This window comes from Oceanobacillus alkalisoli, from assembly GCF_021556485.1.
Classification (GTDB): domain Bacteria; phylum Bacillota; class Bacilli; order Bacillales; family Amphibacillaceae; genus Oceanobacillus; species Oceanobacillus alkalisoli.
Map to the genome: position 1 here is coordinate 34768 of NZ_JAKGBW010000008.1, position 17436 is coordinate 52203.

Consider the following 17436-nt stretch of genomic DNA (forward strand, 5'->3'; position numbering starts at 1 on the left):
GACATTCTTTTCGAGCGATACGACTTCTGCAAGTATGTTTACCGGTCCAACAGCGGGGGAGTTTTGGGATGAAAATAGAGCATCCCAATTCAAAACTCAATGAAGATGCGCTGGAAAAGTATCATCGTAAAATTACTACAACTATAGTATATCACTTTTTAGTGAAAAACACAAGTTATCTATTGACATGGACATTTTATCTGTTGTATAATGAAAATCTTTTGGCATTAATATTTCAACTGTCCCTTCCAAGCAAATCTTACAATCAAGCGAAGTTATCCCAATTACTTCCATAGATCCCATGGTTAATTAAATTATTAATCAGTTTGGCCATTGCATGTGGTGGTTCTTCCATGCCGCCGAGCAGCCACATCTTCAATACATGCACACTCCCACTAATGATAAAAGCGCTCATATAAGAAGAAAGTGGTTGATTGGCATTTTCCGTGTCAATCCATTCGTTGCGGATGGAGGTCTGTGCGACCTCTCTTACTTTCCGTTCAAAAGAGGTCTCTCCACTGGCATTTAATAAGATGATTAATTCTTCTTGCTTGGCTGCGAAATAGCTGATTAGCTTCTCGGTCATGCGCAGTGCGTCTTCTTTTTCCTGTAAGTTATATGTATCAATATATTGCTTCATATCAGAGACGATCTCATTTTCAATCGTCTCAAGAAGTTCAAATTGGTCGCTGTAGTGCGCATAGAAGGTAGAACGGTTAATATCTGCACGCTCACAGATTTCTTTTACCGTGATGGAGGAGAAGCTTTTTTGTTTCAACAATTGGAGTAAGCTTTTCCTTAAAACCATTCGTGTATATTTCTTTCTGCGATCTAGTTTTTCAGAAGTCATATTTTTGTCACCTTTCTAACCGGAGTTATCCAACATTTCAATTAAAAACGTTGGATATTAGACGGATTTTATCGAACTGACTGTTGATAAACCAACATCGTGTTTTATATAATAATATCGTGACATTTTTTAAATGTAAAGGCAGGGGAACAGAGAGGATGAACCACGATAAATATTGCAGCCTGGATTATTGAAAAAAGAAAGTCAATTGTCATTACGTTCGTAAGTCTTGCTGTTATTAGTGTCATCCTTCAATTTTTCGTTTCGGTTAATTATAATATGGTAGATTATCTCCCGGATAATGCCCAATCAACCGAAGCGATTGAAGTGATGGAGGAAGAGTATGGGGGAGCAATCCCGAATACGAATGTAATGATTTATGATGTTTCCTTGCAGGAAGCACTTGTTTTTAAAAAACAACTCGAAGCAATCGATGGCGTGACGGATGTGCTCTGGCTTGATGATGTCATGGATATCAAGACTCCGATTGAAATGGAAGACCCAGATGTCGTCGAGGGCTATTATAAAAATAATAATGCACTCTTTTCTTTTGTTGTCCGTGACGGGGAAGAGGTGCGGATTACCGATGAAATTTATGAATTGATTGGTGAAGAAAATGCGATGGCTGGGGAAGCGATGGATACAGCGACACAGCAAAAAATGGCTTTTACCGAAACGATGTATGCAGCAGCATTGCTCGTACCAATCATCATTATTATTCTTATTCTTTCCACGACTTCTTGGGTCGAACCGTTCTTTTTCTTAATGGCAATTGGAATTTCGGTTCTGTTTAACCTTGGAACGAATATCTTTATTGGTGAAATATCGTTCGTGACACAATCCGTTGCACCAATTCTGCAGCTCGCCGTGTCACTGGATTATGCGATATTCTTACTGCACAGCTTCTCCGATTACCGGGAAAAGGTCGGGGATCCGAAAGAGGCGATGCAGCTTGCGATCAAGCGTTCATTCCCGGCAATAATCGCTAGTGCATCAACAACCTTCTTCGGATTTATCGCACTAAGCTTCATGAACTTTGAAATTGGTTCTGACCTTGGGTTCAACCTTGTAAAGGGAATTATCTTTAGCTTTATTAGTGTGATGGTCTTCTTGCCGGCATTTACGATTATGTTTTACAAATGGATTGATAAAACAAAGCACCATCCGTTTGTTCCTAGATTAAACAAGGTAGGAAAAGGACTATTAAAATTGAGATTTCCCGTATTCGTTCTTGTCATTCTATTAATTGTTCCAGCGTTTTTAGCACAAAGTCAAACCGACTTTATCTATGGCATAGGGGAGCAGCCAGAAGAGACGAGAGCAGGTATGGATATTGCAAAAATCGAAGGAGAGTTTGGGAAAAATACGCAGGTCGTTCTTCTCGTTCCTAAAGGTGATATCGGCAAAGAGGAGCAGCTCACACAAGATCTATTAGGAAATGACGAAGTGAAAAGCATCATGAGTTATGTTACAACAGTCGGCGCAGCTGTTCCGCCTGAGTATTTAGATGAAGAAGTAACGAAACAATTCTATTCGGAAAATTATAGTCGATTTATTTTAAATACGACAACGGAAGATGAAGGGGAGGAAGCTTTTTCATTTGTAGAAAAGGTGGATGAATCGGCATCAGCATATTACGATAATTTTTATATGCTAGGTGAGAGTGTCACCCTCTACGATATAAAATCTGTTGTGACGGAAGATAATACGTTTGTGAATGTCATGACAATTGTAACCATTGCTCTCGCACTTATTGTGGCATTCAAGTCATTATCATTCCCGATTGTCCTATTGCTCACGATTCAGGCATCGGTATGGATTAACTTGGCGATTCCATACTTTACGGAATCTCCGCTTGTGTTTGTCGGGTATCTTATCGTAAGTACGGTGCAGCTAGCGGCAACGATTGATTATGCGATATTGCTGACAGAAGACTATACGTTGAAACGGAAAGAAATGCCTGTCTTTCAGTCTATTAAACAGGCACTGAATGATAAGTTCTTCGCTATTCTTATCTCGGCGTCGATTCTTTCCAGTGTCGGCTTCATCCTCTGGCTTACATCGACGAATCCAATTGTGTCGTCGATTGGACTCTTGCTTGGCAGGGGAGCATTGCTAGCGTTCCTATTAGTGATTATTTTCCTGCCGGCATTACTCGTATTATTTGATAAAGTAATTGAAAAAACGACATGGAAAGCGAATTTCTACAAGGAGGAGCGATAATGAAAAGTATGAAGAAAATTTTAATTTCCTTACTCTGCTTATTCCTCGTGCTGCCTTGGCTTGCACCGTTTACGGCTGCTTCTAATCATCAGAATGAGACTGAAATTGAAGCGGAAGATGCAGGAGAAACAGCTGGTAAAGATGAAGTGGTTTATGCAACATTAAGTCCCTCTGGTGCAGGAAAAGAGCTTTATATCGTTAATAGTCTCGAAGTAACGGAAGCGGGCGAGATTGCTGATTATGGAGCATACTCGAATGTGAAGAACCTTACCGATTTATCTGAGATCAGCCAATCCGGTGATGTGGTTGAAATGAGTGCATCTGTTGGGAAGTTCTATTACCAAGGTACGTTAGATCATACAAACTTGCCTTGGGATTTCAAGATGACGTACTACCTTGACGGGGAAGAAGTGACACCGGAAGAACTTGCAGGAAAAGATGGAACCCTTGAAATAGAGATTGATACAACTGAAAACGAAGCGATTGACCCCATCTTTTATGAAAACTATTTACTCCAGATATCTTTTGCGTTTGACGGAGAGAAAACAAGCAATATTGAAACAGATGAAGGTATTCTGGCAAATGCAGGAAAAGACATCCAAGTAACTTATACGGTACTGCCGGAAGAAGAAGCGGTATTATCGGTGACAGCTGATGTAACAGATTTTGAACTAGCTGGTATAGATATATCGGCTATCCCGCAAAATATGTCGATCGATGCGCCGGATACAGATGAATTCACAGCAGAGATTGGTACACTTGCTGATGCTTTGCAATCAATTGATGATGGCGTTCTTGAATTGAAGGGTGGAGCAACAGAACTACACGAAGGGACGACGGCATTACAGAGCGGTTCAACCGAATATAAAGAGGGAATACAGGCTTTAAATAACGGTTCCGGGGAGCTTGTGAGTGGTTCGAAAGCTATTCAAGACGCACTGGCAACGATTGATCAATCACTTGGCGATACAGATGGTATTGACGGCGGTGATTTTAATATGATGACAGAAGGCCTCGAGGAATTTGCCAGTGCACTACGAGAAATTAAAAATGGCTTAGTTGAATTAAAAGATGGATTCGGTGCAGCTTATGAAGCACTTGATGAGGCCATTACAGCAATTCCCGGACACGAAGTTAGTGAAGAAGAAATCATTGCATTAAAACAAAGCAATGCAAACCAAGATACGGTGGATAAACTGCTTGAAGTGTATACTGCGGCATTAACGGTTAAAGGAACGTATGAACAGGTGAGAGACGGATTTTCCGCAGTTACAAGCACACTGGAAACAATGATAACATCCTTGGAAACAATTGTAGGTTCAATACAGGAACTGATTGCTGGATTCAATGAGTTCCTTGAAAAAATGGACCCGACGAGCGGATTAAAGGAATTACAAGAAGGAATTTCTACCCTATCAGCTAACTATCAAGCGTTCCATTCCGGGCTTGTTACGTATACGGAAGGCGTCGGAGAACTTGCTGCAGGCTATACGGAAATCGATGCAGGTATTGGTGAATTAAATAATGGTACCGGTGAGCTGGCAAGTGGTGTTTCCGAACTTCGGGATGGCACGGCTGAACTTGCAGAAGCGACGCAGGATATGCCGGAACAGGTAACAGAAGAAATTGATGAAATGCTCGCCCAATATGATAAGTCCGATTTTGAAGCTGTTTCATTTGTGTCCGACAAAAATGAGGAAGTAAATTCGGTTCAATTTGTTTTAAAAACGGAACCGATTGAAAAAGCAGAGGAAACAGATGAAGCGGAAGAAGAATCGGAAAAGAAATCACTTTGGGAACGGTTTTTAGATTTATTCAGATAAAAAAGATGCACCTTCATACTGGGTGCATCTTTTTTTTGCGTTATTATCACGCATTAACGGTCTGTAATCCCCCACCTCTAAACACGATGGAAATCTAAGATGTGAAGATGGGGGATAAACAGTTCGTAAATCCCTGATTCTGTTCAACCAACATTCAGCGGGGGAAAGCCCCCTCAATGAAGTAGTTTCACTTTATAAGGAACTTTTTTCTGAAGTAGATTGCATATGCTCCGCTTTGATTTGCTCAAGCAAAGTTTGATCGGTGAGTAGCCGGTAACCGGTAGTTGCTAACGCTTTGGCACCGTTTAGGAGTGCGTGATCTCCAAGCTTGGATTTGGCTGCTTCCCGAAATTCAACTGTATGAGCAATAAGATCATCGGGACCGATTTTAATATAGCAATGGGCGGTTGGAATTTCGTAACTAATGTTGCCAGCGTCCGTCGAAATCTTTCCTTCCGTTTCTTGAATAACGAGTTCTTCTCCAACACCTGTTAACTCCTCTCCAAGTACTTCATCTAGCAGGGGAGTAATGACAAAGTCTTTTACTTCATTTTGAAACCGCTCGATTTCCACTTTCGCACCAGTGGCAAGAGCTGCCCCTTCAGCGACTGCGCGGACTTTCGCTGCAACGTTCTCCGTCTTTTTCCATGAGTCTGCCCGGATAAAAAAGCGGGCAGCTGCGTATTCTGGAATAATATTCGGAGCATCACCGCCATCTGTAATAATGCCGTGAATCCGAACGTCTTGAGGTAGCTGCTGTCTTAATGCACTGATACCGTTAAACAATTGGATAACTGCATCAAGTGCATTGATACCTTCTTCTGGAGAAGTTGCCGCATGGGCGGATTTTCCGTAAAATTTAAAATCAAGTGGTTCGACAGCGAGTGTATCTTGAGAAAGCGTCGTTTTACCACCTGGGTGGAGCATGAGTGCAGCATCGATATCTTTCAAGTAGCCATGCTTTACAAAGCTCCCTTTCGCACTGCCATTCGGTCCACCTTCTTCAGCAGGCGTCCCGAGCACAACGACTCGTCCACCTGTATCCGAGACAACTTTTGAGAGTGCTATTGCCGCGGCAATGCTGGATGTTCCGATAATATTATGCCCGCATGCATGGCCAAGACCTGGGAGGGCATCATATTCTGCAAGGTATGCGATAGTAGGGCCAGGCTTTCCGCTCTCTTTTATCGCGTAGAAGGATGTTTCATGGCCAGCTACAGCTTTATCAACCTTAAACCCTTCGTCGCTTAAGTTTTTAATATGTAAATCACTTGCGAAAAACTCTTGATTACCGATCTCAGGTTTTTCATGTATGGAGTGACTTGTTTGGATATAATGTTCTTTATTATTTTCTATCGATTGTATTAACGCATCTTTCACAGCTTTTGTCATTGCCACTTAAAACTCCTCCTTTTTAAATCAACAATCTCACTTAATAAAACCAAAGTAACCCCAACCTTGTCAAGCCCTTGTAACAACTCATCACTCTCATACAGCGTAAGTGTGCCTAACTCCGAAACTCACTTCTGGAGGTCCGCAGTCCAGACACCTCTCGCACCTGCTGAGCGGCTGGTGAGCCTCCCGCAGGAGTCTCGAGGTGTCTGGACTGCTACCAGGAAAGGCCGAATTTGAATCACTGTTTAATGTTCTGGAAAAAGTATACTCCTTATCGTGGCGGAATAACTTCTATTTAAAATAACCAGACATAGAAAGTTGAAGGATTGTGCAAGATAGAAGGAAAGAGCAATTCGATTGACGGGTTATTAATGATAACTTACTATTGAGTTGTAATTAAATTTAAAAAGAATAGGATGATTGAGATGACAAAAGTAGGTATTGTAATTGGAAGTATCCGTAATAATTCATTCTCCGAGCAGCTTGCTAAAAATATTGTAGAGTTCTTCCCAGCAGGTTATGAAGCAGAATTTATCGAAATTGCAGATCTGCCACTTTATAACCAGGATTCTGATGATAATATCCCGGAAGTTTATACAACTTTCCGTAATACAATAAAGGCCCTTGATGCTGTTATATTTGTAACACCAGAACATAACCGCTCCATTCCAGCTGCACTTAAAAATGCTCTTGACGTTGGTTCACGTCCTTATGGTTCAAATGTATGGGACGGCAAACCAGCTCTAATTGTGAGCCAGTCTCCAAGTAATTTAAGTGGATTCGGTGCAAACCACCACTTGCGTCAAGTGCTCGCATTCCTAAACATGCCAGTTGTACAGCAGCCAGAAGTATATATTGCAAATGTCCACGAATTGCTTGGTGAAGACGGAAAGATTACAAATCAGGATACAGTAGGATTCTTGCAATCCATAGTAGAAGCTTATGTTGCTTTCGTAAAGCGTCACGAAGCGTAAGAAAGCTTTAACCTAATCTTTAAATTCCATCCCATCAAAAAAAGGAAATGACGTAGTAGCCATTTCCTTTTTTTGATTACGTTCTATTCCAAAAACGCATCTGTGCAATTGCCGATACAAACTCCTCACCGAAATTTGGATTATTCGCTGCAAATATAACACCTGCTAGGTTATTTCCAGTTGATGACTGAATAAAGCTTTGTCCGGTTGTTGCAATGCCAATTGGTTTATAATGCCTATATGCTACATGAACAAACTCTGTCACGTCAGCATTGAATTTCCTCTGGTTTCTAGCATTTCCGCCAACGACATATAGTGAGTCTACGAGATAGGGACTCGAGGTAAGAAATGTTTCATCCACTTTGAGCTCTGTGCCATTAGATCCTGTAATGGTACCGAGTGTTTCACTTACAATAACGACAAATACGCGATAACGTTCAAGGGTGTTCAGTACGCTGGATACTTCATTATAATTAAAACCATCGCCAATCAATACACCGACTTTTTGTGTAGCAGCATATTTAGGGGTGTTTGCTTGGCTCAGGGAAGGGTAGCTTGTGGAAACAGGAACATTCGTCCCACTAGGACGGTTAACCCCAATATTATCAGCAATAATATTTGCTAACTCCTTATCAACGTTAACAAGAAGATCAACAACCTGCTGCCTGACAAATTCTCTTTTCACACTTCCAACCTGATAACTAAGCCCGTCAATCGTATGCTGTTTTTCAATAGGTGTTAGACTATTCCAGAAAATTCTTGGCTGTGAAAAGTAATCATAGAAAGATTCGCTTCGATTCCGAGTGACATGCCCTTCAACTTTCGCTGGATAATGTGCATATCCTCCTTCTATAGGAGGCGTTGTATATGGTGTGTTATTTGCGATTGAGTTTCTATGATAGTTTACTTGATCGACATCAATACGGTATCTCATAAACCCTTGCCGCTGGTTATTATGGAACGGACAGATCGGTCGGTTAATCGGCAGGTCCTGGAAGTTAGCTGAACCAAGGCGGTGATACTGGGCCGTTTGGTAAGCAATCAACCTACCTTGCAAGACAGGGTCATTCGAGAAGTCTATTCCTGGAACAACGTTTGCTGGGTTAAATGCTACTTGTTCTAATTCGGCAAATTCATTATCCACATTTTTATTTAATGTCATTTTACCAACAAGCTGGACAGGTATAAGTTCTTCTGGCCAAAACTTGGTAGGATCAAGAACATCAAAGTCGTATTTGAATTCATCTTCAAGCGGTATGAGTTGAACACCTAGTTCATATTCCGGATAAGCTCCACGATTAATTGCTTCCCTGAGATCCCGGCGGTGGAAGTCTGGATCGAGCCCCCCTATTTTTAGTGCTTCGTCTTGCAGTAAAGAATGCACACCAAGAACCGGTTTCCAAACAAATCTTACAAAGGTAGCCACCCCATGTTCATTAACAAAGAGATACGTATTAATGGACCAAGATTCCATCATGCGATAGCTTCGTAAAATACCTCGCTCAGACATGATCCATAATACCATGTGCAGGGATTCTGGATTATTTGCTACATAATCCCAAAAGTTGTCGTGGGCCCCAGAAGCTGTTGGGATATCCGAACGTGGCTCGGCCTTGTATGCATGTATCACATCTGGAAATTTCATCGGATCTTGGTTAATTAACACAGGCATGGCAATGGTCGTTAAATCATAATTTCCTTCTTCTGTATAAAATTTTGTTCCCCAGCAGCGTAAATCTCGTGCAGTGTCATAAGAATCTTTGCCGCCTTGTACAGTAGAAAACCGGACAAATACAGAAGTCTTTTTCCCAGCCTCCTGTAAAAATCCAGCTTTTGTAAATTGTTTCATGGATTCATAGCATTCGAATTCTCCGTGTGCCCCGTACCCCCTTGCATGAACGACCCTTTCCGGTATCCTTTCTTTAACAAAGTGTGTCATCTTTTCAAAGTAATGAAAGTCCTCTAATAAACCTGGTCCACGCTCTCCGGCAGTTAAAATTTCTTCATCATTGGATACCTTTAACGATTGATTGGTAGTCATTGGTTTTCCAGTATTTTTAACACGGAATTCATTCAACTGTTCATTTTTTTCGTTTTCAGTGTTGGAACTTTGATTTCTTGATGGTTTATTATCCATTTATTAAACACCCGCCTTATCCGTCTAAATTACAATCCCATTTATATTGCTATGCTCTGTGATTAGAACTAGAACTTAACCATCAAACTAAAATAAAGCACTCGCTTTCATTCAGCGTAAGTGTCTGAAACTCACTTCTGGAGGTCCGCAGTCCAGACACCTCTCGCACCTGCTGAGCGGCTGGTGAGCCTCCTCGCGGGCAAGCCCGCTGCGGGGTCTCACCAAGCCTATCCTCCCGCAGGAGTCTCGAGGTGTCTGGACTGCTCCCAGCAAAGGCCGAATTTAGATCACTGTTTAATATTCCAGGAATTGAATCCTTATCGCGACGGAATAATTTCTATTTAAAATAACCATCTTACCAGTTCAGTTGCCCGGTGGACGGTGACTCCTGCGGGAACAGCACGAGCCTGGAGACCCCGCAGGGCGGAAGCCCGAGGAGCTCTAGCCGTGCCTAAGGATGCGCATCCGTCCACCGGGAAACTGAACGGTGATTAGAACTCCAGTCTAGAGAATGCGCAAAATACTTACACTGAATAAAAGTGATTTTTTGATTTGGTGTCGTGGTTGGGTCGGGGTGAGAAATAACCGTCTCATTACTAGGTTGGATTATTCATGAATGGCCAAAAATTTTCATAAACATTTCATAAAGAAAGATGAATTCTATGGTAAAATAGGAGGAGAGGTTATTTTGAAATTAGGTGATGGCAATCAGTAATCTAAGACGATGGATTTATATTACACTAGGACTTATTTCTTTCGGAGTTGGGGTAGCTGGAACGATACTGCCAGTACTGCCGGGAGGACCTTTCTTCCTATTTGCTTCATATTGTTTCACAAAGAGTTCGGAACGTCTCGACAGATGGTTTAAAAGCACATCATTCTATAAACAATATGTAGACCGCTACTTCATTAAACGATATATGACAAGATGGGAAAAAATTCGGATCAATATTATTGCCGATTTTTTTATTATCCTATCTGTAGTGATGATTGATATACTTATTATTCGGATCATCATGATTACACTAGGACTTATCAAACATTACTACTTCATTTATCATATTAAAACAATAAAACCGGAAGAAATTGAGCTAGTTATGGATAAATAGAAACAAGCAGGATCGTCAGCGATATGCTGACGATCCTGCTTGTTTTTATTTGGCATCCGTAGTACAAAGAAATAAGAGGGGGAATGATCATGAAAAAGGTTTATTTAATTGATGGAGCAAGAACAGCTTTCACAGCATTTGGTGGTTCTTTCGCTGGTGTAACAGCAACAGAGCTTGGAACCGTAACAGCGAAAGAAGCCTTAAAGCGATCGAATGTTGCGTCGGAACAGGTTGACCATGTGATTTACGGGAATGTTATCCATTCCGAGACAAATGCGGCATACATCGCGAGACATATTGGACTGGAAACAGGTGTGCCAAAGGAAGTCCCCGCTTATATTGTGAACCGGCTCTGTGGTTCCGGGCTGCAATCCATTGTTTCGGGTGTGCAGGAAATATTGCTGAACGATGCAGAAATCGTCCTCGCTGGCGGGGTGGAAAATATGTCCCAAGCACCATATGCGAATTTCGAAAAAAGATTCGGTGGCGCAAAACTCGGTGAATTAAAATTCCATGATATGCTTCTATCTACATTATTTGATGAATATACTGGATTTGGTATGGGGGTAACTGCGGAAAATCTTGCAAAACAATATAATATTTCCCGAGTGGAACAGGATGAATATGCAGTTCTTTCCCATGAGCGTGCAAGAAAGGCAAAGGAGTCCGGCCGTTTTAATGAAGAAATTGTTGCTGTAGACGTGAAATCAAGAAGGAAAACGGAATCCATTGTCCAAGATGAACATATTAAACCGGATACGACATTAGAAAAAATCAGTGGATTGCGCCCATCATTTGAGAAAGATGGCACGGTAACTGCTGCCAATGCTTCGGGGATCAATGACGGAGCAGCAAGTGTTGTCATTGCCTCAGAACAAGCGGTAAAAGAGCGGGAATTACAACCGCTTGCTGAAATCGTTTCTTGGGCCGCATCAGGTGTCGACCCATCAGTTATGGGAATTGGGCCGGTTCCGGCAATGAAGAAAGCGTTGGAGAAAGCTGGACTTACACTTACAGATATCGATTTCGTGGAAGTAAATGAAGCTTTTGCAGCCCAATATCTTGCCGTGGAGAAGGAGCTTGGACTTGATAGAGAGAAAACGAATGTTAACGGCGGAGCGATTGCTTTAGGCCATCCAGTTGGAGTAAGCGGTACTCGTCTAGCATTATCCGCAGCTTATGAACTAAGAAACAGGGATAAGGAATATGCACTTGTCAGTCTTTGTATCGGAGGCGGCCAAGGAATTGCGATGGTTATGAAAAGAAGTTAAGGAATCAGGTGACATTTTGCTCAAATATGTATGGAGATTTTTTACAATCTTTGCGATGTGGCTAACATTAAAAACATGGAAAGATACGAATCATGTAAAAATAAACAGAATAGAATTTAAAACAAACAAGCTCAGGCCTAGTCAATCTTTACGGATTATTCAACTGAGTGATATGCATAATAAAAGGGCTTGGAATATTCATCAACGTTTACTTCATAAAATAAATAGATCATCACCGGATATTATCGTGATCACAGGAGATCTGATCGACCGGCGGACAAGGAACTTCAAACAGATATTTAATTTTCTCGATCAGCTGATCAATATGCATATTCCGATTTACTTTGTTACAGGAAATCATGAATGGGGAAATAGAAAGAGAAAAAAATTCATGAAACAATTAAGGAAACGGAATATAACGATTCTAGGAAATGAAAGTACCCGGATTCAAGTTGCAGGTATTCCGCTCACTCTTGTTGGCGTCCATGATAGTTCCACGCATCATGAAAATGTGGAGGAGGCATTTCAACAGATAAGTGAAACCGGGTATACGATTCTTTTATCCCATTCTCCCTATGTGATTAAGACGTATCCGAATCTTCCGGCGGATCTCGTATTAAGTGGTCATACGCATGGCGGTCAGGTGCGCTTGCCGTTCATTGGCGCTGTCATATCTCCGGGAGGTGGAGTGTTTCCAGAACTTGATAAAGGGACGTGTGAATGGAAGCGGAATAGGTATATTTACGTAGATAGTGGGTTAGGTACGAGTATGATACCTGTTCGCTTTCTGAATCAAAGTCAGATTAGTCTTATTGAAATTAATGGGGACAATTAGGCAAACACCTAACTGTCCTTGTTTTCACTTGCAGCGATTTGAATAGCGGCTTCTGCAAATTGTTCGAGTTGCTCGATATCTTCGTTGGATGGTGTTAAGTCAACTTTAAAACGAACTGGTGCAAGCTTTGCTCCAAGAAACTTTAGCTTATCTCCCATTAAGTCGACAGATAAACAAAATTCATCATAAGCAGTATCACCAGATCCAAACACAGCGAATGTCGTCGTTCCTAAATCTGCATCATCCAATTCATCATAAAAATCTTCTGCTTCAAACGGAACTTCCCCGTCATCGGATGAGTGGGTCCCGATAAATACAGCATCGTAGTCGGATAATTCATCAACATCAATCGGGTCGAAGTCGAAGGTCCTGATTTCTACGTCATGCTCTTTATATTCAAGATAGCCGGCAATTGCCTCTGCCATCATTTCTGTATTCCCTGTTGTAGAAATATAAAGTAGTAATATATTTGCCATTATAATCCCTCCATCTTCCATTGTTTATTTTAACGTATAAATCGAATCCGTTTCAATAAAAGGACATTCTAGAAAAATATTATTATCTGTTCTACAAAAGTAATGGAAGGAAAAAAGGGTTTAGGTCTTTTTAATCACATTAATCTGTCAAGAACCTTTAAGAAATGGATGAAGCTGCCGATATAAGATAGGTAGACTTACAGAAATACATAACATAATAACCAACACATATAGAGAGAAGTGAAGTGATTGAAGAAGAAAGAAGCACAAAAGAAAAATAAACGGCAAAAATTTACAGCAGGTCTCCGCATGCAATTAACGGTTCCCTTCGCTATATTAATTGTTCTTGCGGTGGGAATTGTCGCCTTTGTTAGTTATAATTTCAGTGTACGGACGACTACAGATGAACTATCTAAAAATGTGGAGCAGCAAATGATTAGTGTGAATCACACATTTGATATGTATTTTGGCTATATGGAAAATGCTTTGACTCGAATGGCATCGAATTCAACATTACGTAGATTTAGCGGGGATAATTTCAGTGAACTATTTTCCTATTTGCAAGAATCGAGTTTGGCGAGTGATGATTTAAAGGCTACATTTGCAGGTTACGATGATAGTGAAGAAATCATTATTTATCCTCATGATAATGCGATAGAGGATGTTAACCCGAAAGAACGGAATTGGTATACGGAAGCGGTAGAACAGGATGGAGGAATTGTTTGGACCGAGCCGTACGAAGATGCTCTTTCAGGGGATATCGTCATTACAGCTGCAAAAGCTTTTTACGAATATAATCAACTCGTTGGCGTGGCGGGGATTGATGTTCATACAAATGCCTTGTTGAATTTAATTAATGATATTCAAATTGGAGATAACGGGTATGCAGTTGTTTTGGACGAGGCTGGAAATTTCGTTACGAATCCCGATGAAACACGGATTGGAGAAAATGTAGCAGAGGAAAATTTCTATCAGGAGATACTTGCTGAAGGTGAGCAAGGTATGATTGAGACGAATGTAAACGGAGAATCCTTAACCATCGGTTTTATTAAAAATTCGACAACCGGGTGGATTATTGCAGGATTTCTCGATGAGAATGAATTTGCAGATAAAGCAAGTGCTGTTATGTTACCGATCTTTATTACGCTGCTTATCGTGTTAGTTCTAGCGATAATTGCTGCAGCAATCATTTCCAATCGTTTGATTAATCCGATTCAGGAATTGCAACAATCAATGAAGCGAGTGGAAGAGGGAGATTTAACAGCGACGAAGGTTATTCCCCGGAAGGATGAAATTGGTGCATTAAGCAAGAGTTTCAGCTTTATGGTGAATGAAATGCGCAATGTAATCGATCAGATATCCCATAGTTCATACAAAGTATCGGATGCTGCCGAAAATCTTGTCGCAAGTTCAGAAGAAAATACGGCCTCTGCAAGTGAAGTTGCCCGGACGATGGAAGAGATTGCTGCTGGTGCAAGTAATCAAGCCGACTTAAATGAACAGAACACAAAAGCGTTCCAATCTTTATCAGAAATGATTCAGGAAATTAAAGAAAAGAATGAACAAATCTTTGCTAAAGCTGAGGACATGGGGCGGCTTTCCAGTACTGGGGTAAAATCAATCCAGGCGCTTGCAACCCGATCTACTGAAACGTCTGAAGTGGCGCAGCAGGTTGTGACCGCGATTGAACAATTAAATGAGAAATCGGCAAATATTAATACCATCGTTGACAAGATTGCAAACATTGCAAGCCAAACAAACCTGCTTGCCCTAAATGCGTCCATCGAGGCAGCACGTGCCGGGGAACATGGTCATGGCTTTGCCGTTGTTGCAAATGAAGTTGGTAAGCTTGCAGAACAGACGACAGACGCCTTGAAAGATGTTGGAGCAATTATTGCTGAGATGCAGGAAGAAACAAAGCAATCAGTTGGAATCGTAGAACAAACAATGCGTTTATTTGAACAGCAAACGGAGAGTGTCGGTGAAACTGGACAAGCTTTCCTTGCTATTTCTGGTTCAGTGAATGAGAACAGCCAAATGGCAGAACAGATTATGAAGCTTACGAATTCGATTGTAGAAATGGAAAAAGAACTCATTCAGAACACGGAAAATTATGCGTCAATCAGTGAGGAAACGGCTGCGGGTACTGAAGAAATCTCTGCGTCAATTGAAGAACAAACTGCTTCGATGGAAATGTTGACTGATTTAGCTACAGACTTAGAAGCAATCGCAAGCACAATGAACGAAGAGATTAACCGATTTAAAATTAATTAAACTGGCCCGCTTAAGTGTGATGAAACGGAGCTTTGGAAAGGATGTACATGATGGAAACCAATCAATATTTGGATGTCTTTCTGGATGAAAGCAGGGAACATCTTCAAGCGATTAATGACCATACTTTACGATTAGAAAAGGAACCACAGAATGATGGCTTGGTGAACGAAATTTTCCGTTCAGCTCATACATTAAAAGGGATGGCCGCAACGATGGGCTATGAAGATATTGCTTCTCTAACACATAAGATGGAGAATGTCCTGGATTTAATTCGTAATAAGCAATTACAAGTTACGACGGAAGTAATTGATATTATTTTTATAGCAATTGAATACTTAGAAGAAATGGTCGAAGCAATCAGCAATGGTCTTGACGGGAAAAAGGATGTCACTGAATTAGTGGCCCGCCTTGATCGCTTTGAAAAAGGCGAAGCAGCTGCTGCAGTCGAACCGAGCATGATGGAACCTACTGCAGAAATAACAGCTGTTCCCGTTGATCTTGATGAGTTTCAGATGACAATTCTTGAACAGGGCGAAGAACAAGGATTTGCCGCTTATCAGATCATCGTCGAGCTTTCGGAAGAGTCGATTCTGAAAGGTGCCAGGGCTTATATGGTTTTTGAAGCATTGGAAGACAAAGGGGAAGTTATTAAAACAAATCCTGCGACAGAAGATATCGAAGAAGGTAATTTTGATCATTCTTTTGAAATGATTTTCCTTTCCAAAGAAAGTCCAGGAGAGTTAGAGTCTTTGATTTCAAAAGTATCTGAGGTTCATAATGTTCAAATCAATCAAGTGAGTTTCCATTCCGAGAATGAGGCGATAGAAGAGGATGAAATTGAAATAGAAGAAGAACCGGAAAAAGTCCATCCTGTTGATCAGCCAGATGCAGCTGCCCCCAGTCATCAGCCTGCTAAAACAATTCGTGTCAATTTAGACCGGATTGATGACTTGCTTAATCTTTTTGAAGAAGTCGTTATTGATCAGAGCAGATTGAATGTAGTTGCAACCGGGATTAATAACCTGGAATTAACAGAAACGGTAGAGCATATGAACCGAGTGTCATCCGATATGCAAAGTTTAATTCTCGCAATGCGTATGGTGCCAATTGAGCAGGTGTTCAACCGATTCCCGCGAATGGTTCGCGGTCTTGCCCGGGATTTGAATAAGCAAATTAACTTGGAAATTATTGGAGCAGATACGGAACTCGACCGGACGGTAATTGATGAAATCGGTGATCCGCTCGTTCATTTAATCCGAAACTCGGTAGACCATGGAATTGAACGACCGGAAGAACGAAAAAATTCCGGAAAGCCTGAAGAGGGAAATGTCGTGCTGCGCGCATTCCATAGTGGAAACCATGTTTTCATTGAAATTGAAGATGATGGTGCAGGAATTGATACGGAAAAGGTAAAGCAAAAAGCAATCGATAACGGATTAGTAACGAATGCCGAAGCAGAACAATTATCTGAGCAAGAAGTATCACAATTGATTCTCGCATCCGGCTTCAGTACGGCTGAAAAAGTTTCGAGTGTATCCGGACGCGGTGTTGGGCTTGATGTCGTAAAAAATAAAATTGAATCCCTCGGTGGTTCGATTTCCATTGAATCGACACAAGGAGAGGGGAGTATTTTTTCCATCCAATTGCCATTAACGCTTTCCATCATTTCTACTTTGCTCGTAAAATCTCAGGCAGAGACCTATGCGATACCACTTTCTTCAATAATTGAAACGGTATTGCTTCAGAAAGAACAAATCATGACAAGTCATGGTCAAAAAGTTATAGATTTCCGTGGACAAATTGTCCCTTTACTTGATTTGCGGGAAGTATTGGCGATTCCGGGTCATGGGGAAGAGGAGAAAGAGCATGCTGTTGTAGTCATGAAAAAGGGTGACAAACTTACTGGGCTTGTCGTTGATCATCTAATCGGTCAGCAAGAACTCGTCTTAAAATCTCTCGGTGATTATTTAGGTGATGTATTTGCAATCTCTGGAGCGACGATTTTAGGTGATGGACAAGTAGCTTTAATAATCGATCCAAATGCATTAATAAAGTAAGGTGGTATTGGA

Annotated in this window: 12 protein-coding genes; 8 read left to right on the forward strand and 4 right to left on the reverse strand. The window is 41.1% G+C overall.

Translation table 11 applies throughout. The annotated features are described in order from the left end of the window. Nucleotides 1-265 precede the first annotated feature (265 nt). Entirely contained in the window at nucleotides 266-850 is a 585-nt protein-coding gene (locus LZD48_RS09615; protein WP_235762526.1) for a TetR/AcrR family transcriptional regulator, read from the reverse strand. A gap of 279 nt (nucleotides 851-1129) precedes the next feature. Here LZD48_RS09615 and LZD48_RS09620 point away from each other — a divergent pair, with 279 nt between their 5' ends. Continuing rightward, a complete protein-coding gene (locus LZD48_RS09620; RefSeq protein WP_235762527.1) occupies nucleotides 1130-3073 on the forward strand; it encodes an efflux RND transporter permease subunit in 1944 nt (647 codons plus the stop codon). After that, the gene (locus tag LZD48_RS09625; protein ID WP_235762528.1) at nucleotides 3073-4896 is read left to right on the forward strand and encodes a YhgE/Pip domain-containing protein; all 1824 of its coding nucleotides are present in this window, start codon (nucleotides 3073-3075) and stop codon (nucleotides 4894-4896) included. Before LZD48_RS09620 ends, LZD48_RS09625 begins: the two co-directional genes overlap by 1 nt. Before the next feature lie 192 nt (nucleotides 4897-5088). Here the strand turns inward: LZD48_RS09625 and LZD48_RS09630 are convergent, their stop codons facing one another. Next, nucleotides 5089-6294 carry a M20 family metallopeptidase gene (locus LZD48_RS09630; protein WP_438822755.1) on the reverse strand — a complete coding sequence of 402 codons (1206 nt, stop codon included), beginning with the start codon at nucleotides 6292-6294 and terminating at the stop codon, nucleotides 5089-5091. A 422-nt stretch (nucleotides 6295-6716) separates the two neighbouring features. Here LZD48_RS09630 and LZD48_RS09635 point away from each other — a divergent pair, with 422 nt between their 5' ends. Next, on the forward strand, nucleotides 6717-7265 hold the full coding sequence (locus tag LZD48_RS09635) for an NADPH-dependent FMN reductase (RefSeq protein ID WP_235762529.1): 549 nt from the start codon (nucleotides 6717-6719) through the stop codon (nucleotides 7263-7265). A gap of 76 nt (nucleotides 7266-7341) precedes the next feature. Here LZD48_RS09635 and LZD48_RS09640 read toward each other — a convergent pair whose 3' ends face one another. Next, entirely contained in the window at nucleotides 7342-9402 is a 2061-nt protein-coding gene (locus LZD48_RS09640; protein WP_235762530.1) for a catalase, read from the reverse strand. 701 nt (nucleotides 9403-10103) lie between these two features. On the opposite strand from LZD48_RS09640, the gene LZD48_RS09645 reads away from it, so the two are divergent. From LZD48_RS09645 to LZD48_RS09655, 3 genes are all read left to right on the forward strand, one after another. Then, a complete protein-coding gene (locus tag LZD48_RS09645) occupies nucleotides 10104-10511 on the forward strand; it encodes a YbaN family protein (RefSeq protein WP_235762531.1) in 408 nt (135 codons plus the stop codon). An 89-nt stretch (nucleotides 10512-10600) separates the two neighbouring features. Continuing rightward, a complete protein-coding gene (locus LZD48_RS09650; protein ID WP_235762532.1) occupies nucleotides 10601-11782 on the forward strand; it encodes an acetyl-CoA C-acetyltransferase in 1182 nt (393 codons plus the stop codon). Between the two features lie 16 nt (nucleotides 11783-11798). Then, nucleotides 11799-12617 carry a metallophosphoesterase gene (locus LZD48_RS09655; protein WP_235762533.1) on the forward strand — a complete coding sequence of 273 codons (819 nt, stop codon included), beginning with the start codon at nucleotides 11799-11801 and terminating at the stop codon, nucleotides 12615-12617. Between the two features lie 8 nt (nucleotides 12618-12625). Here LZD48_RS09655 and LZD48_RS09660 read toward each other — a convergent pair whose 3' ends face one another. Then, nucleotides 12626-13093 (reverse strand): flavodoxin domain-containing protein, encoded by a 468-nt coding sequence (locus LZD48_RS09660; RefSeq protein WP_235762534.1) that lies wholly within the window; start codon nucleotides 13091-13093, stop codon nucleotides 12626-12628. Nucleotides 13094-13342: 249 nt separating this feature from the next. Here LZD48_RS09660 and LZD48_RS09665 point away from each other — a divergent pair, with 249 nt between their 5' ends. Continuing rightward, nucleotides 13343-15367 carry a methyl-accepting chemotaxis protein gene (locus LZD48_RS09665; protein ID WP_235762535.1) on the forward strand — a complete coding sequence of 675 codons (2025 nt, stop codon included), beginning with the start codon at nucleotides 13343-13345 and terminating at the stop codon, nucleotides 15365-15367. 50 nt (nucleotides 15368-15417) lie between these two features. Further along, nucleotides 15418-17424, forward strand: a complete 2007-nt coding sequence (locus LZD48_RS09670; RefSeq protein ID WP_235762537.1) for a chemotaxis protein CheA — start codon at nucleotides 15418-15420, stop codon at nucleotides 17422-17424. Nucleotides 17425-17436 lie beyond the last annotated feature (12 nt).